A 26,136-nucleotide genomic window follows, 5' to 3' on the forward strand; every position below is an offset into this window, starting at 1 on the left:
GCCCCGCACACGCCAAATGCGTAAGCGGTTTTTGCCAGGCAGCCGTTAAAACCTGCCCCTGGATGAAAAATCGCGGAGTATACCGCAGCACCGCGCTGCACATGCACCGCGGCGATAGACGTTCCCTTTGCCCCGCTGCCGCTGCAAGGTGCTAGAATTCGTTATCGTTTATTCCCCAAGGTAGCCCTGTAATGTCCTTCGCCGAGCAACTGACCCGCCTGCAAGCCTTCCTCGACGCCGACGAGCTGCACGAAGAAGCGCTGGACTATGTCGCCGCACACGGCTACCTCACCGCTCTTTCGATCAACGCCGAGGACGTGCCCGAGCGCGAGTGGATCGACGCCCTGTTCGCCGAGGAGCCGCACTACGCCAGCGAAGCCCAGCGCACCGAGATCGAGGCCACCCTGGTGGCGCTCAAGGCGCACATTGCCCGCCAGCTGGCCAGCGACGAAGAGTTCGACCTGCCCTGCGACCTCGACCTGACCGATGAGCCGGACGATTCCGACCTGCGCGGCTGGTGCATCGGCTTCATGGAAGGCGTGTTCCTGCGGGAAGAGGCGTGGTTCGAAAACGCCGAGGAAGAAGTCAGCGAAATGCTGCTGCCGATCATGGTGGGTTCGGGGTTGTTTGACGAACAGCCAGAGTTCGCCGATATCGCCAGCAACGCCAACCTGCAGGATGACATGATCGTGCAGATCCCTGAGGCACTCAGCGCACTGTTCCTGCTGCTGCACGCCCCTGACGAAAAACCGGCGCTGCTCAAGCCACGCCACCACTGAGCAAGCTGTGCGCTACCTGCTGCTGGCCACTGGCTGGCTCAGCGTCGCGCTGGGGGTGCTGGGGATATTCCTGCCGGTATTGCCCACCACCCCATTCCTGCTTTTGGCGGCGGCCTGCTTTGCCCGCAGCTCGCCGCGCTTCCATCACTGGCTGGTCCATCATCCCAAGCTGGGGCCATGGATCCGTGACTACCTCAGTGGTGAAGGCATCCCTCTCAAGGGCAAGGTCTACGCCATCGGCCTGATGTGGGCCAGCATTGGCCTTTCGTGCTACCTGGTCCCGCTGTTCTGGGCGCGCACCTTCATGCTGACCAGTGCCGTACTGGTTACCCTGTACCTGCTCAGGCTGAAAACCCTGCACAAGCCAAAGTGACAATATTTTGTCGCCAAATATCGCTTTCGCCTAATCAACACCTTCTTTATCCGAATTAGTTCTGGAACCGCGTATAGACCTTGTATCCATGGGGTTTCAAGGTATTTCCCCCCATCATTCCGTGCCCTTGAATGCGATCTTATTAGACAACAAAGATCTTATATGGCAATTTGATATGAATAAATCTTCTTATCTATCGCGTTGAATGTACTTAGCTGTGTTGTTAAAAACCTGCAACACTATACGCGATACGTTTATCGTCATTTTTTTGGCGAACAGCAGGATCAATTCCAGGATCAGGGAGATGTACCATGCGCGTTTTGAACCCCATCACCAGTGCTTTACTGTTGGCCCTGGCGAGTGCCAACGTACAGGCGATGTCGATTACCGAGGCTGTCCAAAGCGCCGTGGACTACCACCCACAAGTCAGCTCCAACCGTAACAGCAAGCTGTCGGCCGATGAAGACGTGAAGTTCGCGCGTGGTGGCTACTACCCTTCCGTGGACCTGGTTGCCGGCTACGGTCGCCAGCGCTCGGACAACGCCACTACCCGCGCCGAGGGAAACCACAACAAGGAAACCCTCAACTACACCCAGTCCGAACTGCGCCTGCGGCAGATGATCTTCGACGGCTTCAACACCGCGAATGAAGTAGGCCGCACCGAGGCGGTCTCTACCTCCCGCGCCTATTACACCCAGGCCGTTGCCCAGGATGTCGCCCTGCGTGCAGTCGAGGTCTACCTGGAAGTGCTCAAACGCCGTGAACTGGTGACCCTGGCCAAGAACAACCTGCAAGCTCACCTGCGCGTCAACGACCAGATTGGCCTGCGCAACGAGCGCGGCGTCGGCAGCACCGCCGACCTCGACCAGTCCCGCGCACGTCGCGCCCTGGCGGAAAACAACCTGGACACCGCCGAAGTCGACCTGGCCGATGCCGAGGCCAACTTCTTCAGCGTGATCGGCCGTGCCCCGGACGAGCTGGAAAGCCCGCAAAGCATCAAGGGCGAGGTGCCTGGCACCCTCGACGAAGCCCGCGATGGCATGCGTCAGAACAACCCGTACATCAAGTCTGCCCAGGCTGACGTCAACGCCGCCGAGAAACAGTACGAAGTGGGCAAGTCGACCTTCTACCCACGCTTCGACGCCATTCTGGCAACCGGTGCCAACAACAACACCGGTGGCGAGAAAGGCCACAACAACAACGACTGGCAAGCTGGCGTGGAGATGAACTACAACCTGTTCCGCGGTGGCAGCGACAAGGCTCGCCTGCAGTCCGACGCGCACAAGATCAACCAGGCACTGGACATTCGCAACAACGCCCTGCGTGAGTTGACCGAAAACCTGAGCCTGGCGTGGAACGCCATGAACAACGCCAGCAAGCAGCTGCCAACCGCGCGTGAATACGCCGAGACCACCAAACGTGTGCGCGCGGCCTACCAGGACCAGTTCGGCCTGGGCCAGCGCACCCTGCTGGACGTCCTCGACAGTGAGAACGAGCTGTACAACGCAGACCGTCGCTACACCGAGGTGCGTTATACCGAAGAGTTCTCGCGCTACCGCGTACTGGCGACCATGGGTGAATTGCTGAGCAAACAGCATATTTCGTTGCCACCAGAGGCGCTGGCGACCACCGAAGTCCGCACCGAGGCGCGTCTGCCTGAGATGCGTTGAGCGGGCTTTAGGTAGCGGGGCTGCTTTGTGCTGCGAATGGGCTGCAAAGCAGCCCCCAACCCTCATTCGCGGCCATGATTACGCTGAAAAGTCTCTACGCCCATGGCCCTGATCTGCCCCTCGATCAACGCCTCGAACGGCGCCAGCAGTGCATCGAAACAGGCCGGTTGCTCCAGCGTGTTCAATGCCCCGACCACCGCCTCGATCGTCGACAATGCACCCGCCTCCGGCGCTTTGCGCAACCGATAGCGTGAAGCGGCCACCTGCCCCAGCGTCACCCGTGGCAGCCCCCCCAGCAACGGATTCAGGTACAGCAGCTTGCGCGCCTTGCGCCAGGTACCATCGGGTACGATCAGCAGCAAAGGTTTGTCGCCCGCCTCGCCATAAGCTGTGAGCACCTGGGCGTCATCACCCGGGAACAGCAGCACCGGGTGGTATCCGGGGGTGGCGAGCAGGTCATGCAGGTCATCGAACACCTCTCCAATCCGCAACTCGGCATTGTTCAGGCCAAGGGCAGCCAGGCGCGCCGTGTTCAGGGCATGGGCAGTTTCACTGGGGTGCTGCAGCAGGATCACACGGGTGCGGCTGTCGAGCGCGGGGATCAGTGGGCATAGGCAATGGTCGAGCGGGCGCTGGCAGCGCTCGCAGCGGGGTCTGGGCATGGCGGTCTCCTTGGCGGGGACAGTTTGCCACATAACCGGGGCCCGCTTTGCGGGCCCCGCGATTTCAACGGTTGAACCTTTCCGCCAGGCTATGCAGGTACTCCGCCATGCGCTCGAGGTCCTGGCTGATTTCCGCGCCCTGCCTGGCTTGCCCGGCACTCTGGTCGCACAGTTGGGCAATCCTCACGATCTGCTGGTTGATGTCTTCAGCCACATGGCTCTGTTGCTCCGATGCCGTGGCCATCTGCTGGCTCATGCCGGTGATGCGGCTGACCGCCACGGCAATCCCGCTCAGCGCCGCCTGCACCGCCTCGACACTGTGCACACTGTCCCGGGAAATCTGCTCGCCACGGCTGGCAGTGCTCACCGCTCGCTCCGCCCCGGCCCTCAACGAGGCAATGATATGGTGGATCTCATCGGTCGACGCGCGGGTACGCTGCGCCAATGACCGCACCTCATCAGCCACCACGGCGAACCCCCGACCTTGCTCACCGGCGCGCGCCGCTTCAATGGCGGCGTTAAGCGCCAGCAGGTTGGTCTGCTCGGCAATCGAAGTGATCACGTCGACCACGCTGCCAATCGACTGGGTCTGCTCGGCCAAGGCGTTGACCGCCTGACCAATGTCATTGACCGCGTCGCTCATGCTGCCCATGGCTTGCAGGCTCTTCAGGGCCAGCTCGCTGCCCTGCTGCGCCAGTTGGTCGGCATCACCTGCCGCGTGTGCCGTGCTCTGCACGTTGTGGGTGACCTGCTGGATGGTTGCCGCCATCTGCGCGATCGCCGTGGCGGACTGGTCGGTCTCGCTGCGCTGCCGGTCGAGCATCTGCGCCTGGGCATCGGACAGGTCGGAAGACTGCGCCGCCCGCGACTTTACCCCGACACCGGCATCCACCAGCCGGGTCAGGGCCGTTTGCAGGCGGGCCTCTTCGCTGATGATGGCCAGGTCGAGCTGGCCCTGCAAGCCTGGGTTGTCGCTGTAGGTCAGCGCCACCAACGGACTGGTAAAGGCCTTGGGATGCTCAGCCAAGGTGCGGCGAATGGCCTGGTTCTGCCGGTGCTCGACCCAGTACCAAGCCAGCAGCAGACTTGCCATCAGCACCGCGAGCGCCGCATAGGGGGGCAGCCAAAGGTAACCCGCCGCCGACAGCAGGCCTGCGCCGATCAGTGGCCAGCCATGGCCCAGGCCGTGCCCCAGGCGAGCAGCCCACGGCACTGGGCCGCGACCATCACGCAAGCGCGCATACAGTGCCTCGGCACGGCGGATCTGCTCGCGCGTGGGCACCGAGCGCACCGACTCGTAGCCACTGATCCGGCCTTGTTCGTATATCGCCGTGACATAGGCGCTTACCCAATAGTAATCGCCGTTCTTCGCCCGGTTCTTGACGATGCCCATCCAGGGTTTGCCCTGCTTGATGGTCTCCCACATGTGGCCAAACACCGCAGGCGGCATGTCCGGGTGGCGCACCAGGTTGTGCGGTTGGCCGACCAGCTCGTCATAGGTAAAGCCGCTGATTGCCACAAAGGCGTCGTTGCAGTAGGTGATTCGGCTGCCGAGGTCAGTCGTGGAAATAAGGCGTTGATCGCCGGGGAAGGTTCTTTCGTGCTCAGTGACGGGCAAATTCATGCGCATCTTGGGCGATCCTTGCAGGATGAAATAAGGGGAAATCATCAGCGCAAGTTGATATGTAGCAGAGCGCTATCAGGTTAGCGGCCAGCGTTTAGCGGAATTTAACCCGCTCCCGACGGAATGCATGAATGCGTCGCATCTCAGCCCACGTTGAGCTGGCTTTTCAACAGGTCACGGAAGGTCTGGATCAACGGTTCGCGGCTGCGCCCGCGGCGAATGATCAGCGAGAACGGGGCCTGGTAACCAAAGGTCGACGGCGACAGTACACGCAAGTCACCTTTGTCGACCCAGGCCTGGGCGTAGTGTTCAGGCAAGTAGCCGATATAGGCCCCGGAAAGGATCAGGATCAGCTGCGCCTCCATGCTTTCAACCGTCGCCGCACTGTGCTTGAAGCCATGCCGGGCCAGTTCGGCCTGGCTCCAATAACCACGGCCGACCATGCGTTGTTGGGTCACCACCTGCTCGGGAATGCGCCGCTCGGCATACAACGGGTGGCGGCTGCTGCAATACAGCCAGTGCTGTTCGCGGTACAACGGCTGGTAGAGCAGGCCGCTCATCCGCGAAGAAAACGCACCGATGGCCAGGTCCAGGCGGTTGTCCTGCACACCCAGTTGCAGCTCGTAGGGGCTGGACACCGACAGGTGCAGGTGCACCGCCGGGTGCTCCTGGCTGTAGGCACCGATGGCTTCGGCCAGCGGCAAGGCGCGGTCACCGACCGTGGAGTCGATCACGCCAAGGTTGAGGGTGCCACGCAGTTCGCCCTTGAGGGCGGCGGCATACTGCTCGAAACCGTCCAGCTCGGCCAGCAGGCGCAGGGTTTCCTGATGGAACAGCTCGCCCTTGCTGGTCAGGCTGAAGCCACCCCGACCCCGGTGGCACAACACGATACCCAACGCGCCCTCCAGCTGGCTCATGTAGGTACTGATGGCCGAGGTCGACAGGTTCAGCTCTCGCTGGGCGTTGGCAAAGCCCTGGTGGCGCACCACGCTGATGAAGATGCGCAGCAGTTTCAGGTCGGGCAAGGTCGAGGCCATGGTGCAACGGTTCCACAAGGGTATGTGCGCGCAGTTTAACTGCTCTACCCGCCTTTAGTTCAGAAAATCCTGAACTAAGTATTTGTCGGTAGCGATTCTTCCCGGGTACTCCCTTGAGCAGACTTGGCCGAAATGTCCCTGCCCGCCGGCAAACCACACGTGAATGGCGCGCGGCGGCACAGGTTCGAACAAACACAACAATCGACCGACTGATGAGGCCCACCGTGGACAAGACTCTCCACCAACCACTGGGCGGCAACGAAATGCCGCGTTTCGGCGGCATCGCCACCATGCTCCGCCTCCCCCACCTGCAAAGCGCCGAAGGCCTGGATGCCGCCTTCATTGGCGTACCGCTGGATATCGGTACCTCGCTACGCTCCGGCACCCGCTTCGGCCCGCGGCAGATCCGCGCCGAATCGGTGATGATCCGCCCGTACAACATGGCGACCGGTGCCGCCCCGTTCGACTCGCTTTCGGTCGCCGATATCGGCGATGTGGCAATCAACACCTTCAATCTGCTGGACGCCGTGCGCATCATCGAAGAAGCGTATGACGAGATCGTCGAGCACAACGTCATTCCCATGACCCTGGGGGGCGATCACACCATCACCCTGCCGATCCTGCGTGCGCTGCACAAGAAACACGGCAAGATCGGCCTGGTACATATCGATGCCCACGCCGACGTCAACGACCACATGTTCGGCGAGAAGATCGCCCACGGCACCACCTTCCGCCGCGCCGTGGAAGAAGGCCTGCTCGACTGTGACCGCGTGGTGCAGATCGGCCTGCGCGCCCAGGGCTACACCGCCGATGACTTCAACTGGAGCCGTCGCCAGGGCTTCCGCGTGGTCCAGGCCGAAGAGTGCTGGCACAAGTCACTGGAGCCACTGATGACCGAAGTGCGGGAAAAAGTCGGCGGTGGCCCGGTTTACCTGTCTTTCGACATCGATGGCATCGACCCGGCCTGGGCGCCCGGTACCGGCACCCCGGAAATCGGCGGCTTGACCACCATCCAGGCGATGGAGATCATTCGCGGCTGCCACGGCCTGGACCTGATCGGCTGTGACCTTGTCGAAGTCTCCCCGCCTTACGACACCACCGGCAACACCTCGCTGCTCGGTGCCAACCTGCTGTTCGAGATGCTCTGCGTGCTACCTGGCGTGGTGCGTCGCTAATACCGCTCTACCCCGGCAGGAGCCATGAGGGAGGGCCACTGAGGCCCGCCAACACAAGAAAAGACCGCCGGGCGCCGTGCAAACGCCCGCGCGGTCGATCTCGCCATAATAAAGATAATCGGGAGACCCCCAATGGCCTTGGACATCATTGTTGTAATGATCTACACCGCCGGCATGCTCGGGCTTGGCTGGTATGGCATGCGCCGCGCAAAAACCCATGAAGACTACCTGGTAGCCGGGCGCAACCTCGGCCCGGTGCTGTACATGGGCACCATGGCCACCACCGTACTCGGTGGCGCTTCCACGGTCGGCACCGTACGCCTGGGCTACGTCCACGGCATTTCCGGCTTCTGGCTGTGCGCAGCCCTGGGCCTGGGCATCATCGCCATCAACCTGTTCCTCGCCAAACCGCTGCTGCGCCTGCGCATCTTCACCGTGACCCAGGTACTGGAACAGCGCTACAACCCCACCGCACGCCAGGCCAGCGCCGTCATCATGCTGGCTTACGCGCTGATGATCGGGGTCACCTCGACCCTGGCCATGGCCACCGTCCTCCAGGTGCTGCTGGACCTGCCGTTCTGGGCTTCGCTGATGCTCGGCGGCGGCGTGGTAGTGCTGTACTCGACCATCGGCGGCATGTGGTCGCTGACCCTGACCGATATCGTCCAGTTCGTGATCAAGACCGTCGGCCTGATGTTCATCCTGCTGCCAGTGTGCCTGTACAAGGCCGGTGGTTGGGACACCCTGGTGGCCAAACTGCCAGCGGCCAGCTTCCAGCTGACTACCATTGGCTGGGACACCATCATCACTTACTTCCTGATCTACTTCTTCGGCATCCTCATCGGCCAGGACATCTGGCAGCGAGTGTTCACCGCCCGTGACGAAAAGGTCTGTCAGCGAGCCGGCACCACAGCCGGTGTGTATTGCGTGCTGTATGGCCTGGCCTGTGCGGCGATCGGCATGGCTGCGCATGTGCTGATGCCCGACCTGGCCAACCCGAACAACGCCTTTGCCGAGATGATCAAGACCACCCTGCCCGATGGCATCCGTGGCCTGCTGATGGCTGCGGCCCTGGCGGCCATGATGTCCACCGCCAGCGCCGGTCTGCTGGCTGCCTCGACCACCGTGACCGAAGACCTGCTGCCCAAGCTGCGTGGCGGCAAGCAGTCGAGCCTGGGCACCAGCCGCCTGTTCACCCTGCTCACCGGCCTGGTGGTGCTGGGCATCGCGCTGATGGTGAATGATGTGATCAACGCCCTGACCCTGGCTTACAACCTGCTGGTCGGCGGCATGCTGATCCCGCTGATCGGGGCGATCTTCTGGAAACGTGCGACCACCGCAGGCGCGATTGCCAGCATGTCGCTGGGCTTTGCCACCGCCCTGCTGTTCATGTTCCTGGACGGGCTGGAGGCTAATACGCCGATCTACTACAGCCTGGCAGTAGGGCTGGTGAGCTTTGTGGGCGTGAGCCTGGTGTCGCGCAAGTCGGTGGCGGCGGTGAAGCTGGCCTGACTGCTGTACCGGCCCTTTCGTTTGTAGCAGGCTTGCACGCGCGAAAGGGCCAGTACACGCAATAGACAATCAGCAGACACAAAAAGGCCGCTGCACCCACTCGGGTGAAGCGGCCTTTGTCGTTAATCAGCGCCGACGCGGTTGACGTTTGCGCTGCTCTTCATCAGTCGGGATCGGCACCGGCTGCAAGGGTGGTGGAATCAGCCCCAAGGCGACGGCCAGGTCGTGGAGCCAGTTTGACAGTGGTTTATTCATAATGCCCCCTTGACGGGTCAGCCTCACGGCAAATCAATCCTGCGATGTTTCATACAGATCATAGCCCTATGTCCTGTATTACGCATGCCTCTGTTCCTACAGATAAGGGCGATTTTGACTCGGATCAAGCCGTGGCGGCGCATTCCGACGACTGGTTAATCGTTTCGCTTTGTTGCAGGTCGATCCATGCCTGCAGATTAGCCCCGCGCATACCCTGGCGCCACATCAGCCAGGTGACCGCCTGATCGAAAGGTGCCTGCAGCGGGTGCACCCTCACCCGATCACGTCCAGGCAGGCTGTCGAGCATCGACTGGGCCATCATCGCCACACCCGCACCCGCGATCACACAGGCCAGCATGCTCTGGTACGACTCGATCTCCATCACCCGCCCCATCGGCGTATGGGCATGGGCATACCAGGCCTCCAGGCGCATGCGGTACGAGCAGCCCTGGCGGAAGGTGAACACCGCCTTGCCCGCCACGTCCTTGGCGGTGAGGACCGCCGGGTGCTCGGGGCTGGTGATCAGTACCAGTTGCTCATCGCACAGCGGCACGCCATCCAACCCGGCAAGGCTCGGTGGCCCGTCCACAAGAGCAGCATCCAGGGAGTGGTTCAACAGCCCTTCAAGCAACTCGCCGCTGGGTGCTGCACGCACTTGCAGGTTCACCTGCGGGTAAGCCTGGTGATAGCGCGCCAGCAACGCCGGCAAGTGGGTCGCCGCCGTGCTGTACATGGTCCCCAGCACGAAGTCCCCAGCCGGCTGACCGCCACGCACGGCGCCCAGCGCTTCGTCGCGCAAGGCGGACATACGGTTGGCATAGTCCAGCAGCACCTTGCCTGCGGGCGACAGTTGCAGGCGCTGACGTTCGCGCAGGAACAGTTCGACGCCCAGTTGCTCCTCGAGTTGGCGCAGGCGCGTGGAGAGGTTTGATGGCACCCGGTGCAGGCGCTCTGCGGCGCGGGTAACCGAGCCTTCCTCGGCCACGGCCTGAAAGATACGCAGTTGGCTGAACTCCACAGTATTCTCCAAAACAGAACAACTTGATCATCATTATTCAATTTTATTGAAAATAAAAGCACCCTAACCTGCCAGCCATCACTTATATCCGCGCAGGAGACCTGTCATGTCGCCACTCATTCAACTGCTCGCCAGCGCCGTGGCGCTGATGATGGCCATGGGCATCGGTCGTTTCGCCCTCACCCCGCAACTGCCACAACTCATTGCCGAAGGCCAGCTCGACCTGACAGTCGCCGGGCTGGTCGCGGCGGCTAATTACCTGGGCTATTTCGTGGGTGCGGTGGACGCCATGTTCGCCCGCTCGCCAGGCCAGGTACGGCTGCGCCTGCACGGGGGGCTGTGGCTGTGTGTGCTGCTGACCCTGGCCTCCTGGGCTGCCAACGGCTTTTGGGGCCACCTGCTGCTGCGCTTCGGCACAGGCGTAGCCAGCGCCTGGGTGCTGGTGATGATCACCAGCCTCAGCCAGCAAGTAGCCACTGCCCACAACCGCCAGCGCCTGGGAGCGCTGGTTTTCGCCGGACCCGGCCTGGGTATTGCCGTGACCGGGCTACTGGCACTGGCCGCGCATGTGCAGGGGTTGGGCTCGGCTGCACTGTGGCTGATCTATGCCGTGGCTGCCTTGGTGATGCTGCTGGCCGTGCAGCCGTGGTTGCCACGGGCACTGCAAGCGGCACCGGCTCGGCCGCCAGTGCGACAAGGCCCGACGCGCAGTGTCGGCACTGGCCGCCTGGGGTTGGTGTATGGCTTGTATGGCATGGGCTACATCCTGCCAGCCACCTTTCTGTCACAGATGGCCAATCAGCAGTTTCGCGGGCAGTGGCTGGCTGACCTGTTCTGGCCGGCGTTTGGCCTGGCGGCGGCGCTGGGTGTTTTGCTGGTGAGCGTGCGCCGTGGTGGCCGCACCTCGACCTGGTTGACCACCACCCTGTGGTTGCAAGGGCTGGGTGTGCTGGCCTGCCTGATGGGTGGGGGTATCGGGCTGGTGCTGGGTGTTGCGCTGTGTGGCGGGCCGTTCCTGGCCTGCATGCAACTGGTCATGCAGCGCTCTCGCGAGTTGGCGCCACATGCCACACAGCGCAATGCCGGGCTGCTGACCGCGTGCTTTGCCTTGGGGCAGTTGAGTGGGCCGCTGCTGGCGGCGCTCAGCAGCCATTACAGTGGCGGGCTGCAACCGGCATTGATGCTGGCGGCGGGCGGGTTGGCGGTGGCGGGCGTGCTGGTCCAGTTGCCGGGTAACGCACAGCAGGGAAGCGCCTGTCAGGCCAAGGCTGCATCCTGAGTCGATGTAGCCTGTTCCGGCCGCCCGCGAAGGGGCCGGTACAGGCTATCCATCACCCTACCAACCGCCGCAATTGTTGTTTCACCCAAGGCTCGGCACTTACCAGGATCACACCCAGCAATACCATCAACGCGCCCACCACGAAATTCGCACTGAGCGGCTCATCCAGCAGCAAAACGCCAAAGGTCACCCCAAACAACGGGGTAATGAAGGAAAACACCGCGAGGTTCGACGCCAGGTATTTGCGCAGCAACCAGAACCAGGTGAGGTAGCTGATGAACGACACCACAATCCCCTGGAACAATACACTGCCCATCGCCAGTGGCGTCAGCGACACCGCGCCGATCTGCCCGCTGAGCAGGGCGATCAGCAGCAGCCCGGCAAAACCGACCGCCAGCTGATAGAACAGGGTCAAGGTCGCCGGCGCCTCCGATAGCCGTGAACAACGCACCACCACCGTGGTCGCGCCCCAGGCCAGCCCGGCGATCACGCCAAAGGCATCTCCCAGCAAGGTGCGGCTGTCCATGTGCTCGAACGAAGTGCCACCGGCAAAGGCCATGGCAATGCCGCCGAAGGCCAGCAGAATGCCCAGCCACTGCAGCAGCCGCAAGCGTTCACTGGGTAGACGAAAATGCAGGCCCAAGGCGGTAAATACCGGCGCGGTATAGAGGAACACCGACATGTGCGCCGACGAGGTCAGTTTCAGCCCTTCGGCAATGAACAGAAACTCCACCCCGAACAGCCCGCCCGCCACCAACCCTGCGCGCCAGGTGCTGCCGACCTGCTCCCAGCCCCCCCGCCAGCACAGCATCAGGCCTACCAGTACAGCGGCAATGCCATTGCGCAGTGCTGCCTGCATCACCGGAGCAATGTCTGCGGCGGCGGTCTTGATCAGTACCTGCTGGCAGCCCCAGATCAGGCAAAGGCCCAGCATTACCTGGAAGGCAAAGGCGTCAGGGTTCTTGCGGACCGCGCTCATAAGCGGGCCTTTGGGGTAATCGTAGGCATGGGCAAGGCTCGGCAGCGTTCAGAAGCTACCGATTATCGGGTTTTGAACGCTGCACTTGCCAGCCTTAAAACGACCTCAAGCAATCTGTGCCTTCGCAGATACCTGTTCGAACGTCGTTTCGTCCAGCGCATCCTCCTGCTCATCCAACACCTGTCGCGGGTGCTCGAAGCCGGGGATGCTGCTGTCGATCAGGCTCATCAAGCGCGAGCCGCGTTCGGTCAGGACGAAGTTTTCGCCATTGCCGCCGTCCTCTTCAGGCCGGCATTCAATGAATCCGCGCTCAAATAGCAGCTTTTCATACTCGCATGCACGGGTTTTCAGGTGATCCACGTCACCCACTGGCTCACCCTTGGCGGCCAGTGCAGCAGCATGCTGCTCGGCATAAGGGCGGGGCGTGAAGCTGTGACCGGCGCCGTTCTGCACTTCGTGCAGCAAGCGTTCGATCAGGTCCCAGTCGTAGGCGATGCTCATGGCTACGGGCTCCTGCTGTGGACGAAAGGGGTACACAGGTTGGGACCCGACAAGGTTGCCAAGCGTTCCGAAGCGCTTAGCGCTGGCGTTGTTGCGCTTGCATGTATTGGCGCAGCAACTGATTGATGCGGGTCTGGTAGCCGCTGCCCTGCTCCTTGAACCAGGCGAGGACATCTGAGTCCAGTCGAATGGTCACCGTCTGCTTGGCGGGAACGCGCAGCTCGGCCTGGCGGAAAAAGTCCTGGTCCAGTTCAGGGATATCTGATGTGTCGATATCCTTGTCGTCCTGTCGGGCCAGGCGGCTCCAGTCAGTTCTCGATGATTTGGTCATAGTACCTGGCCTCCCGTTTGGTGGCTTTTCTTGCAGAAATGATGCGTATCACCTCACCCCGCCTCTCCGTGTACACGACGACACCTATCAGCGCCTTTAGCCATCCCAGGCTGACCCAACGTTCTTCAGCACACTCCACATCCTCATCACGCCGGATCAGCATGGGATGGTTGAACATGTCAGGAACGTCGGCAAAGTCGATGCCGTGCTTGCGGATATTGCTCTGGTTTTTCCCTTCGTCCCATTCAAAGAACATGGGACGACCTGTATTTACAGCTGTACATACAATACCCCCTCTTTTCCTTCGAGACTAGAGCGATGTAGCGTGCTGCTCAACGGCGCTGGAGGGATACGGGAGCGTTTCAGAAACGGACTACCACCACCAAAGAAATCTTCCATCGGTCGCAAGCCCTGAACTTGCCTGCCCCCACAGCCCTCCACCGGGCATCACCACCGCCGGAGGTTGGAAGGATGAAACCGCTACTGCCCATAGCCTGTGCCACTGCCCTGCTCTGCGCCCTGCCCGCTTGGGCCTGCACACCTGAAGAAGCAACGCAGAAACGTGAGGAGCTGGCGGGGCTGGTCACTCAGTTGACCGAGCAGAACCCGCAAAAGGCCAAGGAGATCAATGATGAGCTTCAGGGGATGGATCTGGGGGCGGCGAGCAAGGACTTGCCCGACAAGTGTCAGCTGATCGACCAGCGGATCAAGGAGTTGAAGCAGGCAGAGAAAAAGGCGGAGTGATCGTTCGTCGCCTGCGCACGCCCTTCGCAGATGCGAACTTGCGTCGCTTCTGCAAAGGGCCTGCGTGAGTCTTATTCAGCAGCAGGCTTGCGCTTCTTCAGCGGTGCCAGGCCATCTGCACTGGCCAGAGGCGCGTTGGCCTTCGGCTTGGCAGTAGGCTTGCGCTTGGCGGCAGCTTTCTTGTCGCCGGTCTTCTTCTCGACCTTTTTCTTCTTGCTGCCGGCCGCCTTGCCCGAGGCCTTGACCTTCTTCGGCCCGTTGTAGGTGCCCTTCACTTCCTTGATGACCCGGCGCTCGAACTGCTGCTTGAGGTAGCGCTCGATGCTCGACATCAGGTTCCAGTCGTTGTGGGTGATCAACGAGATCGCCAGGCCTTCGCCACCGGCACGGCCGGTACGGCCCACACGGTGTACGTACTCGTCACCGCTGCGTGGCATGTCGAAGTTGATCACCAGGTCCAGGCCGTCGATATCCAGGCCACGGGCTGCCACGTCGGTCGCCACCAGCACTTTGGAGCTGCCCTGCTTGAAGCGCTCGATGGCCAGCTTGCGGTCCTTCTGGTCCTTTTCGCCATGCAGCACGAAAGCCTTCACGTCCTTGGCCACCAGGTGACCGTAGATGCGGTCGGCCATGGCGCGGGTGTTGGTGAAGATGATCGCCTTGTCGAAGGTTTCGTTGGCCAGCAACCACTGCGCGATCTGCTCTTTATGCTGGTCGTGGTCGGCGGTGATGATCTGCTGGCGGGTGCCTTCAGCCAGTTGCGAGACACTGTTGAGCATCAGGTGTTCAGGGTCTTTCAGGACCTTGCCGATGATGTCGCGCAGGGCCGCGCCACCGGTGGTAGCCGAGAACAGCAAAGTCTGCTCGCGGTTTTCGCACTCTTTGCACAGGCGCTCCATGTCTTCGGCAAAGCCCATGTCGAGCATGCGGTCGGCTTCGTCCAGGATCAGGACCTGCACGTGGGACAGGTCGAGGTTGCCGGCATTGAGCTGCTCGAGCAGGCGGCCCGGGGTGCCGATCAGCACGTCGGGCACCTTGCGCAGCATGGCAGCCTGTTCCTTGAAGTCTTCGCCGCCAGTCACCAGGCCCGACTTGATGTAGGTGAACTGCGAGAACAGCTGCACCTGCTTGAGGGTTTGCTGGGCCAGCTCACGGGTCGGCAGCAGGATCAACGCGCGAATCTCGACACGCGGACCGCTGAGGTCGACCAGACGGTTGAGCAGTGGCAGTACGAAGGCCGCCGTCTTGCCGCTGCCGGTCTGCGCAGTCACACGCAGATCCCGCCCTTGCAGGGCCAGGGGGATGGCCGCGGCCTGCACCGGGGTTGGCTCGACAAATTTAAGCTCGGCCACGGCTTTAAGCAGGCGTTCATGCAGGGCGAATTGGGAGAACACGGAGGTAACCTCAGACAAGTGCGGGAAATTCAGTTGCATAGGGTAACGTTTTCTGCAGCCTTAGCCGAATTTCTTTTGGCAACTTTGTCGCTATCCGCGCTCTAATACGGCTTCGTTTCGCAACAAGACTGTATGCAAGCCCATGGATATCCAACGAATTTGGCGTGACTCCCTCGACCTGTGGGGCACCCTCGACCAACATCCCATGCTGCACGCTGCCATCGGTCTGGCAGTACTGCTGCTCATCTCCCTGGCAGTCGGCCGCCTGGCGCGCTTCCTGATACTGCACGGCGCTCGCCTGCTGGCCCGCCAGCCTGCGCTGAAGTGGCTGGACGACCTGCGCCACAACAAGGTGTTCCACCGCCTGGCACAAACGACCCCGTCCCTGGTGCTGCAGTTCGGCCTGAAGCTGGTGCCTGAGCTGTCCGACACCGCTCAGCACTTCCTTGGCAATGTCGCCCTGGCCTTTACCCTGTTGTTCATGACCATGGCGCTGTCATGCCTGCTGGATGCCCTGCTCGACATCTATGCCCGCACCGAACACGCCCGCACCCGCTCGATCAAGGGCTACGTGCAACTGGCCAAGATGATGTTGTGGATCTTCGCCTCGATCATCATCGTCGCCACCCTGATCGACCGCTCGCCGCTGTTGCTGCTGTCCGGCCTGGGTGCGATGTCGGCGGTATTGCTGTTGGTGTACAAGGACACCCTGCTGTCATTCGTCGCCAGCGTGCAACTGACCAGCAATGACATGCTGCATGTCGGGGACTGGATCGAAATGCCGCAGGTGGGCGCCGATGGCGACGTGGTGGACATCACCTTGCACACGGTGAAAGTGCAGAACTTCGACAAGACCCTCGTTTCCATCCCCACCTGGCGCCTGATGAGCGAGTCATTCCGCAATTACCGCGGCATGCAGCAGTCCGGTGGCCGGCGTATCAAGCGCAGCCTGTTCATCGACGCCGCCGGCGTGCGCTTCCTCACCCGCGAAGAAGAACAGCGCCTGAGCCAGGTGCAGCTACTGAGTGACTACCTGGCAGGCAAGCGCCAGGAACTGCAAAACTGGAACGAGGCGCTGGGGCCGGTGGCGGACCTGTCGGCCAACCGCCGCAAGCTGACCAACATCGGCACCTTCCGCGCGTTTGCCCTGGCCTATCTGAAGAACCATCCCAACGTGCACCCGAACATGACCTGCATGGTGCGGCAGATGCAGACCACCGCAGAAGGCGTACCGCTGGAGATCTACTGCTTCACCACCACCACGGTGTGGGCGGATTACGAGCGCATCCAGGGGGATATCTTCGACTACCTGCTGGCGGTGTTGCCGGAGTTTGGCTTGAGCTTGTACCAGCAGCCCAGTGGCAATGACATGCGGGTGGGTTTGGCGGGGCGTTCAGCCCAAGAGCCATTGCCTCGTCGCCTGGAAGAAATGAGCGAGGCTTGAGGTTGCCGGGGCTGCCGTGCAGCCCCCGGATCAAAGGGCGCGTCAGGCCTTGCCGGCCAGCGGTGCCTGTGCGCGCCCACCCAGGCGGCTCAGCCACACCGACGCCAGGATGATCCCCCCGCCGATGAACAGCCGCCCCAGCGGCTCGTGCTGGTTCCAGATCAACAGGTTCAGCAGCAGCCCCACCGGCACATGCAGGTTGTTTATCACCGCCAGCGTACCGCCAGAAACCAGGCATGCACCTTTGTTCCACCAGTACAGCCCCAGCGCCGTCGGACACAGCCCCAGGAACAACAGCACCAGCCATTGCACGTCAGTGCTCGGCAAGTGCTGGGGATTGCCGAACAGCAGGAAGGCCGGCAGCACCACCAGCAAGGCACCGAGGTAGAAGTAACCGAAGCGGGCGTAGTGTGGCAGGTCGCTGGGGTGGCGAGCGACCAGGTGACGGTACAGCACCTGGCCGGCAGCGTAGGTGAAGTTGGCCAGTTGCAGCAGCAGGAAGCCGATGAAAAACTCGCCGCTGATGCTGTCGAAGCGGATCACGGCAGCACCGGCCACGGCGACCAGCGCGGCCACTAGCGCCCAAGCGTTGAAGCGCCGGTTCAGGGCATCTTCGATCAAGGTCACGTGTAGCGGCGTGAAGATCGTGAACAGCAGCACCTCCGGTACGGTAAGCACGCGGAAGCTCAGGTATAGGCAGACATAGGTGATGCCGTACTGCAGCGCGCCAATCAGCAGCATGGAACGCATGAAGCGTGGCTCGACCTGGCGCCAGCGGGTCAGCGGCAGGAACACCAGGCCGGCCAGCAGCACTCTGGCGAGCACTGCGAAATAGCTGTCGACGTGCCCGGCCAGGTACTCGCCGATCAAGCTGAAGGAAAACGCCTGGATCAGCGCGACGATTATCAGGTAGCCCATGGTTGCCTCTCGTGAATCAAGGCGGCGACCTTAGCGGGTTGCGGCGAAGAAGTTCAACCATGAGGAATGTAGGGGCTGTACCGGCCTCTTCGCGGGCACGCCCGCTCCCACAGGGACCTGCATATCTTCCGGCGAGCGAATAGGCCGGCACTGACCACCAAAAAACCCCAGGCATAAAAAAGCCCGGCCATACAAGCCGGGCAGGTACACCCAAAGGAGCAAAAACAGGTGTCAGGTTTGGGAATTCGTGAAGCCTCAGGCCACCGCTGCCAGCTTGGCCTTGGCCTGGTTGACGCCCTTCTCGTGGAACTCGCCGCTCATGTTCAGGCCTTCGGCATGGATGAAGTCGACATCGTGGATGCCGATGAAAGCCATGACCTGGCGCAGGTACGGTTCCTGATGGTCACTGCTGGCACCCGCATGGATGCCGCCGCGGGCAGTCAGGACGATGGCGCGCTTGCCAGTCAGCAGGCCTTGCGGGCCGGTCGGGGTGTATTTGAAGGTGATGCCGGCACGCAGCACATGGTCCAGCCAGGCTTTCAGGGTGCTGGGGATGGTGAAGTTGTACATGGGCGCAGCCATCACCAGTACGTCGGCAGCCAGCAATTCATCCGTCAGCTCGTTAGAACGGGCCAGGGCCTCCAGTTCGGCGGCGCTGCGCTGTTCTTCGGGTTTCATCCAGCCACCCAGCAGGTTCGCGTCCAGGTGGGGAACCGGGCTTACTGCCAGGTCGCGCACAGTGATCTGATCGGCCGGGTGAGCGGCCTGCCATTGCTGAATGAAGTCCTTGGTCAGCTGACGGGAAACGGAATCCTGCTGGCGGGCGCTGCTTTCGATGATCAGTACGCGGGACATGGGGGGGTGCCTCCATCGGCAAAAAAGGGTGCGATTCGATGGAGGTGAGATTAAGGCTTGACCTATCGATAAAAAAGCGTAAAAAGTGGGTCCAATCTATCGATTAATCCGTTTATTCCGCACTGCAGTTCAAGGCGATCCGCAGTTTGATGATTTGCCGATTGAATTTGGCAGTGACATCGACGCTTTTACCTGCCGGTACGTTCACACGGCGTACCCGCGGTGCCTCCGGGCCATTGCGGAAGGTCACCTTGCATGCAGCCGGGACCTGCCCATAGTTGTTGAGGGTGATGGCGCCAATGTCATAGGCCGTGTCATAGGCGGTGTAGTCGAGCTTGACCCCGGTCAGCTCCTTCTCCACATCGATGGGATAAGCCATGGCCCCGAGGGGCAGGCACATCAGTATTGCCGCACAACATTTCTTCATGGGCCGCTCTCCTTGAAAGAGCGCAGCTTAGGACAACAGGAGCGAAAGATGAAAGCGCCGCGCGTAACCCTTGACCAGTGGCGAACCCTGCAAGCAGTGGTCGATCACGGCGGGTTTGCCCAGGCCGCCGAGGCCTTGCACCGCTCGCAGTCATCGGTCAGCTACACCGTGGCCCGCATGCAGGAGCAACTGGGCGTCCCGCTGTTGCGCATCGATGGCCGCAAGGCGGTGCTGACCGAGGCCGGCAATGTGCTGCTGCGCCGCTCGCGCCACCTGGTCAAGCAGGCCAGCCAGCTCGAAGACCTGGCCCACCACATGGAACAGGGCTGGGAAGCCGAGGTGCGCCTGGTGGTCGATGCCGCCTACCCCAGCGCCCGTCTGGTACGCGCGCTGGCTGCGTTCATGCCACAAAGCCGCGGCTGCCGGGTACGCCTGCGTGAAGAAGTGCTGTCTGGCGTGGAGGAAGTGATGCACGAAGGCATCGCCGACCTGGCCATCAGCAGCTACAGCATCGGCGGCTACCTGGGCGCCGAATTGAGCGCAGTGGAGTTCATCGCCGTCGCTCACCCCGAGCACAGCCTGCACCGCCTGGGACGCGAACTGACCTTCCAGGACCTGGAAAGCCAGCTGCAGGTGGTGATCCGCGACTCTGGCCGCGCCCAACCGCGCGACGTCGGCTGGCTGGGCGCCGAGCAGCGCTGGACCGTCGGCAGCCTGGGCACCGCCGCCACCTTCGTCAGCAGCGGCCTGGGTTTTGCCTGGCTGCCCCGTCACATGATCGAGCGCGAACTGCGCGAAGGCGTGCTCAAGCCATTGCCGCTGGATCAGGGTGGCAGCCGCCATCCACTGTTCTACCTTTATTCGAGCAAAGAGAAGACCCTGGGCCCGGCCACGCAGATTCTCATCGACCTGCTGCGCAATTTCGACACCGCGCCACTGGACGTGCCCTTCGCAGCCCCCCCACAAGCCTGAGAGGACCGCGCCCATGGCCTATTTCGAACACGAAGGATGCACGCTGCATTACGAGGAATATGGCCAGGGCGAACCCCTGGTGTTGCTGCACGGCCTGGGCTCCAGCTGCCAGGATTGGGAGTTGCAGGTGCCGCTGTTCAGCCGCCACTACCGGGTGATACTCATGGACATCCGCGGCCACGGTCGCTCCGACAAACCCGCTGACGGTTACCAGATCGCCACCTTCAGTGCCGACCTGCTGGCCCTGCTCGAACACTTGCACACAGGCCCGGTGCACTTCGTCGGCTTGTCCATGGGCGGCATGGTCGGCTTCCAGTTTGCCGTCGACCACCCTCAATGGTTGCGCAGCCTGTGCATCGTCAACAGCGCCCCCGAGGTCAAGCGTCGCACCCGCAGTGACTGGCTATGGTGGTTCAAGCGCTGGAGCCTGGCGCGTGTGCTCAGTGTCGAAGCCGTCGGCAAGGGGCTGGCCGAGCGGCTGTTCCCCAAACCACAACAAGCAGACCTGCGGCAGAAGATGGCCCAGCGCTGGGCGCGCAATGACAAACGCGCCTACCTGAAAAGCTTCGACGCCATCGTCGACTGGGGCGTGCAGGAACGCATCGGGCAGATTCACTGTCCTACCCTGGTGATCGCCGCCGACCACGATTACACGCCGATACAACTGAAACAGCGCTATGTCGCCCTCATACCCAACGCCAGGCTGGTCGTCGTCGACGATTCCCGGCACGCTACACCCCTCGATCAACCCGAGGTCTTCAACCAGACCCTGCTGCAGTTCCTCGCAGCCGCTTCCACCTCTCAAGGATCTTTGAGCCCATGCTGAAAAAACTCCTGCTCACCGCCTGCTCGGTCGCCTTTGCCACCAGTGTCATGGGGTCCGACAAGACCCCGCACGTCCTGCTGGACACCAGCTTCGGCCAGGTCGAAATCGAGCTGAACGCCGAGAAGGCACCGCTCAGTACCAAGAACTTCCTGCAGTACGTGGACAGCGGCTTCTACAACAACACCATCTTCCACCGCGTGATCCCGGGGTTCATGGTCCAGGGCGGCGGTTTCACTGACCAGATGGTGCAGAAGAACACCAACGACCCGATCAAGAACGAGGCCAGCAACGGCCTGCAGAACACCCGCGGCACCCTGTCGATGGCACGCACGTCCAACCCGAACTCGGCCACCAGCCAGTTCTTCATCAACGTCGCCGACAACGACTTCCTCAACCCAGGTCGCGACGCCGGTTATGCCGTGTTCGGCAAGGTGACAAAAGGCATGGACGTGGTCGATCAGATCGTCAACTCGCCGACCACCATCAAAAAAGGCATGCGGGACGTACCGGCCGATCCGGTCTATATCAAGTCCGCCAAACGTATCGACTGACCGCAGGCTTCACAAGGATGTGAAACCGCCTGAAGGTCGGACGAACAGGAGTGTTGTCGCCCATGCTGTACCGCCGTTTCGAAAGACTGATCGATATTTTCCGCGAGGCACCGAGCGAAGCCCCCCCGAGCACGGTGTGGCCGTTCTACCTGTATTACCTGCGCCAGGTGTGGCCCAGCTTCGTGGCCCTGCTGGTGGTCGGCCTGGTCGCCTCGCTGATCGAGGTGGCGATGTTCAGCTACCTCAGCCGGATCATCGACCTGGCCCAGGGTACGCCCAATGCCAACTTCTTCAGCGAGCACAGCGGCGAGCTGATCTGGATGCTGGTTGTGATTCTGCTGCTGCGGCCGTTGTTCTTCGGCCTGCACGACCTACTGGTGCACCAGACCATCAACCCCGGCATGACCAGCCTGATCCGCTGGCAAAACCATACCTATGTGCTCAAGCAGAGCCTGAACTTCTTTCAGAGCGACTTCGCCGGGCGTATTGCCCAGCGCATCATGCAGACCGGCAACTCGCTGCGCGATTCCGCCGTGCAGGCGGTGGACGCGCTATGGCATGTGCTGATCTACGCCATCACCTCGCTGGTGCTGTTCGCCGAGGCCGACTGGCGCCTGATGCTGCCGCTGCTGGCGTGGATCATCAGCTACATTGCCGCGCTGTTCTACTTCGTGCCACGGGTCAAGGAGCGCTCGGTGGTGTCTTCGGACGCACGTTCCAAGCTGATGGGGCGTATCGTCGACGGCTACACCAACATCGCAACGCTGAAGCTGTTTGCCCATACCGACTACGAACAGCAGTATGCGCGTGAGGCAATCCGCGAGCAGACCGAGAAAACCCAGCTGGCCTCCCGGGTGATCACCAGCATGGACGTGGTCATCACCACCCTCAATGGCTTGCTGGTAGTCGCCACCACCGGCCTTGCCCTGTGGCTGTGGAGCCAATCGCTGATCACCGTGGGTGCCATCGCCCTGGCCACTGGCCTGGTGATCCGCATCGTCAACATGTCGGGCTGGATCATGTGGGTGGTCAACGGCATTTTCGAGAACATCGGCATGGTGCAGGACGGCCTGCAGACCATCGCCCAGCCAGTCACCGTCACCGACCTGCCCAATGCGCCGGCACTGAAGGTCAGCCGCGGCGCGGTGCGTTTCGATGACGTCGACTTCCATTACGGCAAGGCCACCAATGTCATAGAAGGGCTCAACCTGGACATCCGCCCGGGCGAGAAAATCGGTTTGATCGGCCCGTCCGGGGCAGGCAAGTCGACCCTGGTCAACCTGCTGTTGCGCCTGTACGACGTGCAGGGTGGGCGCATCCTCATCGACGGCCAGGACATTGCCAAGGTGAGCCAGGCCAGCCTGCGTGCACAGATCGGCATGATCACCCAGGACACCTCGCTGCTGCACCGTTCGATCCGCGAAAACCTGCTGTACGGCCGCCCCGGTGCCAGCGATGCAGAACTGCACGAAGCTGTGCGCCGCGCGCGGGCTGACGAGTTTATCCCACACCTTTCGGATGCCCAGGGCCGCACCGGTTTCGATGCCCATGTGGGCGAACGCGGGGTCAAGCTGTCGGGTGGCCAGCGTCAGCGTATCGCCATTGCACGGGTGCTGCTGAAGAACGCACCGATCCTGATCATGGACGAGGCCACCTCGGCGCTGGATTCGGAAGTGGAAGCGGCGATCCAGGAAAGCCTGGAGACGCTGATGCAGGGCAAGACGGTAATCGCCATTGCCCACCGGCTTTCCACCATTGCCCGTATGGACCGGCTGGTGGTGCTGGACAAGGGGCGAATTGTCGAGAGTGGCAGCCACAGTGAGTTGCTGGAGCAGCAAGGGCTGTACGCCCGGTTGTGGCACCACCAGACCGGAGGTTTTGTCGGGGTCGATTGACACCTGCGCGGCCCTTTCGCGGGTAAATCCGCTCCTACACAGGTTCGCTATCGTTGTAGGAGCGGGTTTACCCGCGAAAAGGCCGGCACAGGCAACACAGATCTCTCAGTCCCGGCGGTAGGGCAACATCCCCCGCGCCTCCTCGGCATACCCCTTGACCCCTTCCCGTTCCTGCAGCAGAAAATCCTCCACCGCCCGCCGCAACCCCGGGTGCAGCAGGTAATGCCACGACCGCGTCAACACCGGCTCGAACCCGCGTATCAATTTGTGCTCGCCCTGCGCCCCGGCATCGAAACGCTGGTAACCCTCGGCAATGGCAAAGTCCATGCCCTGGTAGAAACACGTCTCGAAATGCAGCCGGTCGAACTCATCCAGGCAGCCCCAGTAGCGGCCAAACAGGCTGTCGCCCCCCACCAGGCTCAAGGCCATGGCCACATCTCGACCACCCTGGCGGGCCATCACCACGCGCACCGCCTCGGGCATGCGCTCGGCCAGCAGACTGAAAAATTCGCGCGTCAGGTAGGGGGCACGACGGCGCACCGCATAGGTGTTGGCATAGCACAGAAAGACGAAATCCCACTGTGCCTCGTCCAGTTCATCACCGCGGTACCAGCGGAAGTCGATACCCTGCCCCGCCACCTGCTCGCGCTCCTTGCGCATCTGCTTGCGCTTGCGCGAGCTGAGGCTGTCGAGAAAGTCCTGGAAGTCGCGATACCCCCGGTTTTGCCAGTGAAACTGGCAACCCAGGCGTTCCATCCACCCAGGCAGGCCCGCCAACTGCACGTCCAGCGCCGGGTCGGTGAAGTTGATGTGCGCTCCGGACAGCCCACCCTTGCCCAGATACTCCGGCAGGGCCTGCAGCATCAACAAGCCGTCAGCCGGATCGGCCGCCAGCAGCCGTGGGCCGCTGACCGGACTGAACGGCACAGCGCCAAGCAGTTTTGGGTAGTAGGCGATACCGGCCCGCTCACACGCATCGGCCCAACCATGATCGAACACATACTCGCCAAACGAGTGCCACTTGCGGTACGCGGGCAACAGCGCCCGTACCTGTCCGTCACGCTCCAGCACCAGGTGCTCGGCGGCCCAGCCAGTGTTGCGCGCCACGCTGCCGCTGTCCTCCATTGCACTGAGAAAAGCATGGCGCAGGAAGGGTTGGCCGGCTGGCACAAGGGCATCCCAGGTGGCCGTCGGCAGATCACGCAAGTGGGCAAGGCTGTACAGGCTGGTCACGTTTTCGGCTCGCTGTCTGAAGACCGTCAGTATCCCCAAGGAAGGCCCGTCGCTCAAATGACGAACGCCGGGTGGGTCCTTTAATACTCAATTACTTAACAACAGTGCCACTAATCAGACATTAATCTGTCATTGGCCCCCGCAATACTTGCGCCTGTTTTCCGGAACCCTAGAACCTGTCTATTCAGGCCCTTTCCGAAGACATGCCAACGCAGGGGCAGGCGCTTGAGCCTCCCCCATTTTTTTCAGTAGGGAGAACCTTATGCGTCTTGTTTCCACACTTACCGGAGTAAGCCTCACCGGCATGATGCTGGCTCTGAGTGCCCCGGCCAGTGCTGCTGTCGACGCCAAGCTGCTCGAAATGCTCCGCGCCAATGGCTCGATCAACCAGGCGCAGTACAACGAACTGCAGGGCGACCTGGCAAAAGAAACCAAGGAAAAGGCCGACCAGAAAGCTCAGTCCGAACGTATGAGCTCCTTTGAACAAAAAGTGGCATGGGCCGCCAAGACCCAGATCAAGGGTGACGTGCGCCTGCGTTACGAAGACGTCAACGTCGACGATCCGAACAGCAGCAGCGGCAACCAGGACCGCCAGCGAGTACGTGCCCGTGTCGGCTTCTACAGCGAGATCAACCCGCAGGTTGACGCTGGGGTTCGTATCGCCACTGGCAGCAGCGCTGACCGACGTTCGACCAACCAGAGCTTCGACAACTACTTCGACAAGAAGTCGCTGTGGGTCGACCTGGCCTACCTCGACTGGCACCCGACTGCAGTCCCTAACCTGCACCTGATTGGCGGCAAGATGCAACAGCCTTGGGTGAGCATGGGCGACATCATCTGGGATAGCGACATCAACCCGGAAGGTGTGGCGGCCACTTACAAGGCTGACCTGGGCGGGGCCGAAGTGTTTGCCAGCGCCGGTCAGTACACCTTGAAGGACAACGTCGATGGTGACGGCGTCCAGTACAAGCACGATGCACAGGTCTACCACGGCCAGTTGGGCGCCAAGTTCGCGCCGGCCGACGTGCTCAAGCTCACCGTGGGTGCCAGCATCTATGGTTACGACAACGACAAGGAAGCCGCCATCCTGCAGTCGTTCGGCAACACCACCAACGAGTTCAATCTGGTGGAAGGCTTTGGCCAGATCGACTTCACTGGCTTGGCCATTCCGTTGTCGGCCTATGGCCAGTACGTGAAGAACACCGACAGCACCGACGGCGAAGATCAGGCCTGGCTGGCTGGCCTGAAAACCAAAATGGGTGCCTGGAGCCTGGACTACAACTACCGCGATGTGCAGCGTAACGCGGTGGTCAGCCTGTTCACCGATTCGGACTTCGGCAACGGCTACACCGGTTCGCGCGGTCATAAGTTCAAGGTCGGTTACGAGATCGACAAGAACTTCTCCCTGGGTGCTGCCTACCTGATGGCCAAGACCGACCTGTCGCAGCTGCCGAACAGCAATGCTGACGTCGACACCCTGCAGGTAGACCTGGAAGCCAAGTTCTAAGCAACACCCTGCTCTGCTTCACTTGAAGCGGGAAACGCCGACCCCATCCGGCGTTTCCCGCTTCTTTTTGCCTGTGTGAAATGCGCCGGCCCCTTCGCGGGCTTGCCCGCTCCCACAGAATCACCACAGACCTTGAGAACTGTGCTGTACCTGTGGGAGCGGGCAAGCCCGCGAA

The 26,136-nt window shown here is 61.8% G+C and carries 27 protein-coding genes; 13 read left to right on the plus strand and 14 right to left on the minus strand.

Annotation, left to right across the window (positions count from 1 at the left end; all coding sequences use genetic code 11):
* The first annotated feature begins 191 nt into the window (after positions 1-191).
* The 3 genes from AC3WLP_RS17015 to AC3WLP_RS17025 all read left to right on the plus strand — a co-directional run bounded on the left by AC3WLP_RS17015 (position 192) and on the right by AC3WLP_RS17025 (position 2,822).
* Complete coding sequence (locus tag AC3WLP_RS17015) at positions 192-779, plus strand: YecA/YgfB family protein (RefSeq protein ID WP_010955200.1); 588 nt, start codon at positions 192-194, stop codon at positions 777-779.
* A 7-nt stretch (positions 780-786) separates the two neighbouring features.
* Entirely contained in the window at positions 787-1,152 is a 366-nt protein-coding gene (locus AC3WLP_RS17020) for a YbaN family protein (RefSeq protein WP_003254578.1), read from the plus strand.
* A gap of 311 nt (positions 1,153-1,463) precedes the next feature.
* Positions 1,464-2,822 (plus strand): TolC family outer membrane protein, encoded by a 1,359-nt coding sequence (locus AC3WLP_RS17025; RefSeq protein WP_088513406.1) that lies wholly within the window; start codon positions 1,464-1,466, stop codon positions 2,820-2,822.
* Positions 2,823-2,884: 62 nt separating this feature from the next.
* Here the strand turns inward: AC3WLP_RS17025 and AC3WLP_RS17030 are convergent, their stop codons facing one another.
* The 3 genes from AC3WLP_RS17030 to AC3WLP_RS17040 all read right to left on the minus strand — a co-directional run bounded on the left by AC3WLP_RS17030 (position 2,885) and on the right by AC3WLP_RS17040 (position 6,145).
* The gene (locus tag AC3WLP_RS17030) at positions 2,885-3,484 is read right to left on the minus strand and encodes a tRNA-uridine aminocarboxypropyltransferase (RefSeq protein WP_003254580.1); all 600 of its coding nucleotides are present in this window, start codon (positions 3,482-3,484) and stop codon (positions 2,885-2,887) included.
* 64 nt (positions 3,485-3,548) lie between these two features.
* Entirely contained in the window at positions 3,549-5,114 is a 1,566-nt protein-coding gene (locus AC3WLP_RS17035) for a methyl-accepting chemotaxis protein (RefSeq protein ID WP_041168354.1), read from the minus strand.
* Between the two features lie 137 nt (positions 5,115-5,251).
* The gene (locus tag AC3WLP_RS17040; protein ID WP_003254585.1) at positions 5,252-6,145 is read right to left on the minus strand and encodes a LysR family transcriptional regulator; all 894 of its coding nucleotides are present in this window, start codon (positions 6,143-6,145) and stop codon (positions 5,252-5,254) included.
* A 224-nt stretch (positions 6,146-6,369) separates the two neighbouring features.
* Here AC3WLP_RS17040 and speB point away from each other — a divergent pair, with 224 nt between their 5' ends.
* Together speB and AC3WLP_RS17050 are read left to right on the plus strand one after the other, a co-directional pair.
* Positions 6,370-7,320, plus strand: a complete 951-nt coding sequence (gene speB / locus AC3WLP_RS17045; RefSeq protein WP_088513407.1) for an agmatinase — start codon at positions 6,370-6,372, stop codon at positions 7,318-7,320.
* 132 nt (positions 7,321-7,452) lie between these two features.
* Positions 7,453-8,832, plus strand: coding sequence for a sodium:solute symporter family protein (locus tag AC3WLP_RS17050; protein WP_012051556.1), 1,380 nt, complete (start codon positions 7,453-7,455; stop codon positions 8,830-8,832).
* Positions 8,833-8,958: 126 nt separating this feature from the next.
* On the opposite strand, the gene AC3WLP_RS17055 is transcribed toward AC3WLP_RS17050, so the two are convergent.
* Positions 8,959-9,087: a PA1414 family protein gene (locus tag AC3WLP_RS17055; RefSeq protein ID WP_009683677.1), complete on the minus strand. Its 129-nt coding sequence runs from the start codon at positions 9,085-9,087 to the stop codon at positions 8,959-8,961.
* 124 nt (positions 9,088-9,211) lie between these two features.
* Positions 9,212-10,105, minus strand: a complete 894-nt coding sequence (gene ptrR / locus AC3WLP_RS17060) for a putrescine utilization regulator PtrR (RefSeq protein WP_003254589.1) — start codon at positions 10,103-10,105, stop codon at positions 9,212-9,214.
* Between the two features lie 106 nt (positions 10,106-10,211).
* On the opposite strand from ptrR, the gene AC3WLP_RS17065 reads away from it, so the two are divergent.
* Positions 10,212-11,384, plus strand: coding sequence for an MFS transporter (locus AC3WLP_RS17065; protein ID WP_088513408.1), 1,173 nt, complete (start codon positions 10,212-10,214; stop codon positions 11,382-11,384).
* 52 nt (positions 11,385-11,436) lie between these two features.
* On the opposite strand, the gene AC3WLP_RS17070 is transcribed toward AC3WLP_RS17065, so the two are convergent.
* The 4 genes from AC3WLP_RS17070 to AC3WLP_RS17085 form a co-directional block, all read right to left on the minus strand.
* Entirely contained in the window at positions 11,437-12,363 is a 927-nt protein-coding gene (locus AC3WLP_RS17070) for a DMT family transporter (protein ID WP_088513409.1), read from the minus strand.
* 105 nt (positions 12,364-12,468) lie between these two features.
* The gene (locus AC3WLP_RS17075; RefSeq protein ID WP_003254595.1) at positions 12,469-12,864 is read right to left on the minus strand and encodes a hypothetical protein; all 396 of its coding nucleotides are present in this window, start codon (positions 12,862-12,864) and stop codon (positions 12,469-12,471) included.
* Positions 12,865-12,940: 76 nt separating this feature from the next.
* A complete protein-coding gene (locus AC3WLP_RS17080; RefSeq protein WP_004576871.1) occupies positions 12,941-13,195 on the minus strand; it encodes a BrnA antitoxin family protein in 255 nt (84 codons plus the stop codon).
* Entirely contained in the window at positions 13,173-13,451 is a 279-nt protein-coding gene (locus AC3WLP_RS17085) for a BrnT family toxin (protein WP_010955211.1), read from the minus strand. Before AC3WLP_RS17085 ends, AC3WLP_RS17080 begins: the two co-directional genes overlap by 23 nt.
* 215 nt (positions 13,452-13,666) lie before the next feature.
* Here AC3WLP_RS17085 and AC3WLP_RS17090 point away from each other — a divergent pair, with 215 nt between their 5' ends.
* Complete coding sequence (locus tag AC3WLP_RS17090; RefSeq protein ID WP_088513410.1) at positions 13,667-13,939, plus strand: hypothetical protein; 273 nt, start codon at positions 13,667-13,669, stop codon at positions 13,937-13,939.
* Positions 13,940-14,010: 71 nt separating this feature from the next.
* On the opposite strand, the gene AC3WLP_RS17095 is transcribed toward AC3WLP_RS17090, so the two are convergent.
* A complete protein-coding gene (locus AC3WLP_RS17095) occupies positions 14,011-15,372 on the minus strand; it encodes a DEAD/DEAH box helicase (RefSeq protein WP_012051553.1) in 1,362 nt (453 codons plus the stop codon).
* 103 nt (positions 15,373-15,475) lie between these two features.
* Here AC3WLP_RS17095 and AC3WLP_RS17100 point away from each other — a divergent pair, with 103 nt between their 5' ends.
* Positions 15,476-16,777: a mechanosensitive ion channel family protein gene (locus tag AC3WLP_RS17100; protein ID WP_041167298.1), complete on the plus strand. Its 1,302-nt coding sequence runs from the start codon at positions 15,476-15,478 to the stop codon at positions 16,775-16,777.
* 42 nt (positions 16,778-16,819) lie between these two features.
* Here AC3WLP_RS17100 and AC3WLP_RS17105 read toward each other — a convergent pair whose 3' ends face one another.
* From AC3WLP_RS17105 to AC3WLP_RS17115, 3 genes are all read right to left on the minus strand, one after another.
* A complete protein-coding gene (locus AC3WLP_RS17105; RefSeq protein ID WP_088513411.1) occupies positions 16,820-17,695 on the minus strand; it encodes a carboxylate/amino acid/amine transporter in 876 nt (291 codons plus the stop codon).
* Positions 17,696-17,950: 255 nt separating this feature from the next.
* The gene (locus AC3WLP_RS17110; RefSeq protein ID WP_003254608.1) at positions 17,951-18,550 is read right to left on the minus strand and encodes an FMN-dependent NADH-azoreductase; all 600 of its coding nucleotides are present in this window, start codon (positions 18,548-18,550) and stop codon (positions 17,951-17,953) included.
* 112 nt (positions 18,551-18,662) lie between these two features.
* Entirely contained in the window at positions 18,663-18,977 is a 315-nt protein-coding gene (locus AC3WLP_RS17115; protein ID WP_012051530.1) for a hypothetical protein, read from the minus strand.
* 48 nt (positions 18,978-19,025) lie between these two features.
* On the opposite strand from AC3WLP_RS17115, the gene AC3WLP_RS17120 reads away from it, so the two are divergent.
* The 4 genes from AC3WLP_RS17120 to AC3WLP_RS17135 all read left to right on the plus strand — a co-directional run bounded on the left by AC3WLP_RS17120 (position 19,026) and on the right by AC3WLP_RS17135 (position 23,221).
* Complete coding sequence (locus AC3WLP_RS17120) at positions 19,026-19,949, plus strand: LysR family transcriptional regulator (protein ID WP_003254610.1); 924 nt, start codon at positions 19,026-19,028, stop codon at positions 19,947-19,949.
* 13 nt (positions 19,950-19,962) lie between these two features.
* The gene (locus tag AC3WLP_RS17125; RefSeq protein WP_012051529.1) at positions 19,963-20,775 is read left to right on the plus strand and encodes an alpha/beta fold hydrolase; all 813 of its coding nucleotides are present in this window, start codon (positions 19,963-19,965) and stop codon (positions 20,773-20,775) included.
* Positions 20,769-21,326, plus strand: coding sequence for a peptidylprolyl isomerase (locus AC3WLP_RS17130; protein WP_088513412.1), 558 nt, complete (start codon positions 20,769-20,771; stop codon positions 21,324-21,326). The genes AC3WLP_RS17125 and AC3WLP_RS17130 overlap by 7 nt, the downstream gene beginning before the upstream one ends.
* A 62-nt stretch (positions 21,327-21,388) precedes the next feature.
* A complete protein-coding gene (locus AC3WLP_RS17135; RefSeq protein WP_088513413.1) occupies positions 21,389-23,221 on the plus strand; it encodes an ABC transporter ATP-binding protein in 1,833 nt (610 codons plus the stop codon).
* 105 nt (positions 23,222-23,326) lie between these two features.
* Here AC3WLP_RS17135 and AC3WLP_RS17140 read toward each other — a convergent pair whose 3' ends face one another.
* Positions 23,327-24,454: a GNAT family N-acetyltransferase gene (locus tag AC3WLP_RS17140; RefSeq protein WP_088513414.1), complete on the minus strand. Its 1,128-nt coding sequence runs from the start codon at positions 24,452-24,454 to the stop codon at positions 23,327-23,329.
* Between the two features lie 262 nt (positions 24,455-24,716).
* Here AC3WLP_RS17140 and AC3WLP_RS17145 point away from each other — a divergent pair, with 262 nt between their 5' ends.
* Complete coding sequence (locus AC3WLP_RS17145) at positions 24,717-25,961, plus strand: putative porin (RefSeq protein ID WP_003254615.1); 1,245 nt, start codon at positions 24,717-24,719, stop codon at positions 25,959-25,961.
* The last annotated feature ends 175 nt before the right edge of the window (positions 25,962-26,136 follow it).

The organism is Pseudomonas sp. FW305-E2 (genome assembly GCF_058782925.1).

Bases quoted from the DNA above. Each gene is read 5' to 3' on its own strand.
- AC3WLP_RS17050 (WP_012051556.1), top strand. From the start codon at position 7,453: ATGGCCTTGGACATCATTGTTGTAATGATCTACACCGCCGGCATGCTC.
- AC3WLP_RS17110 (WP_003254608.1), bottom strand. From the start codon at position 18,550: ATGTCCCGCGTACTGATCATCGAAAGCAGCGCCCGCCAGCAGGATTCC.
- AC3WLP_RS17125 (WP_012051529.1), top strand. From the start codon at position 19,963: ATGGCCTATTTCGAACACGAAGGATGCACGCTGCATTACGAGGAATAT.
- AC3WLP_RS17115 (WP_012051530.1), bottom strand. From the start codon at position 18,977: ATGAAGAAATGTTGTGCGGCAATACTGATGTGCCTGCCCCTCGGGGCC.
- AC3WLP_RS17015 (WP_010955200.1), top strand. From the start codon at position 192: ATGTCCTTCGCCGAGCAACTGACCCGCCTGCAAGCCTTCCTCGACGCC.
- AC3WLP_RS17095 (WP_012051553.1), bottom strand. From the start codon at position 15,372: ATGCAACTGAATTTCCCGCACTTGTCTGAGGTTACCTCCGTGTTCTCC.
- AC3WLP_RS17080 (WP_004576871.1), bottom strand. From the start codon at position 13,195: ATGACCAAATCATCGAGAACTGACTGGAGCCGCCTGGCCCGACAGGAC.
- AC3WLP_RS17105 (WP_088513411.1), bottom strand. From the start codon at position 17,695: ATGGGCTACCTGATAATCGTCGCGCTGATCCAGGCGTTTTCCTTCAGC.
- AC3WLP_RS17100 (WP_041167298.1), top strand. From the start codon at position 15,476: ATGGATATCCAACGAATTTGGCGTGACTCCCTCGACCTGTGGGGCACC.
- AC3WLP_RS17090 (WP_088513410.1), top strand. From the start codon at position 13,667: ATGAAACCGCTACTGCCCATAGCCTGTGCCACTGCCCTGCTCTGCGCC.
- AC3WLP_RS17035 (WP_041168354.1), bottom strand. From the start codon at position 5,114: ATGCGCATGAATTTGCCCGTCACTGAGCACGAAAGAACCTTCCCCGGC.
- AC3WLP_RS17135 (WP_088513413.1), top strand. From the start codon at position 21,389: ATGCTGTACCGCCGTTTCGAAAGACTGATCGATATTTTCCGCGAGGCA.
- AC3WLP_RS17055 (WP_009683677.1), bottom strand. From the start codon at position 9,087: ATGAATAAACCACTGTCAAACTGGCTCCACGACCTGGCCGTCGCCTTG.
- AC3WLP_RS17070 (WP_088513409.1), bottom strand. From the start codon at position 12,363: ATGAGCGCGGTCCGCAAGAACCCTGACGCCTTTGCCTTCCAGGTAATG.
- AC3WLP_RS17130 (WP_088513412.1), top strand. From the start codon at position 20,769: ATGCTGAAAAAACTCCTGCTCACCGCCTGCTCGGTCGCCTTTGCCACC.
- AC3WLP_RS17025 (WP_088513406.1), top strand. From the start codon at position 1,464: ATGCGCGTTTTGAACCCCATCACCAGTGCTTTACTGTTGGCCCTGGCG.
- AC3WLP_RS17120 (WP_003254610.1), top strand. From the start codon at position 19,026: ATGAAAGCGCCGCGCGTAACCCTTGACCAGTGGCGAACCCTGCAAGCA.
- AC3WLP_RS17075 (WP_003254595.1), bottom strand. From the start codon at position 12,864: ATGAGCATCGCCTACGACTGGGACCTGATCGAACGCTTGCTGCACGAA.
- AC3WLP_RS17085 (WP_010955211.1), bottom strand. From the start codon at position 13,451: ATGTTCTTTGAATGGGACGAAGGGAAAAACCAGAGCAATATCCGCAAG.
- AC3WLP_RS17145 (WP_003254615.1), top strand. From the start codon at position 24,717: ATGCGTCTTGTTTCCACACTTACCGGAGTAAGCCTCACCGGCATGATG.
- AC3WLP_RS17030 (WP_003254580.1), bottom strand. From the start codon at position 3,484: ATGCCCAGACCCCGCTGCGAGCGCTGCCAGCGCCCGCTCGACCATTGC.
- AC3WLP_RS17040 (WP_003254585.1), bottom strand. From the start codon at position 6,145: ATGGCCTCGACCTTGCCCGACCTGAAACTGCTGCGCATCTTCATCAGC.
- AC3WLP_RS17065 (WP_088513408.1), top strand. From the start codon at position 10,212: ATGTCGCCACTCATTCAACTGCTCGCCAGCGCCGTGGCGCTGATGATG.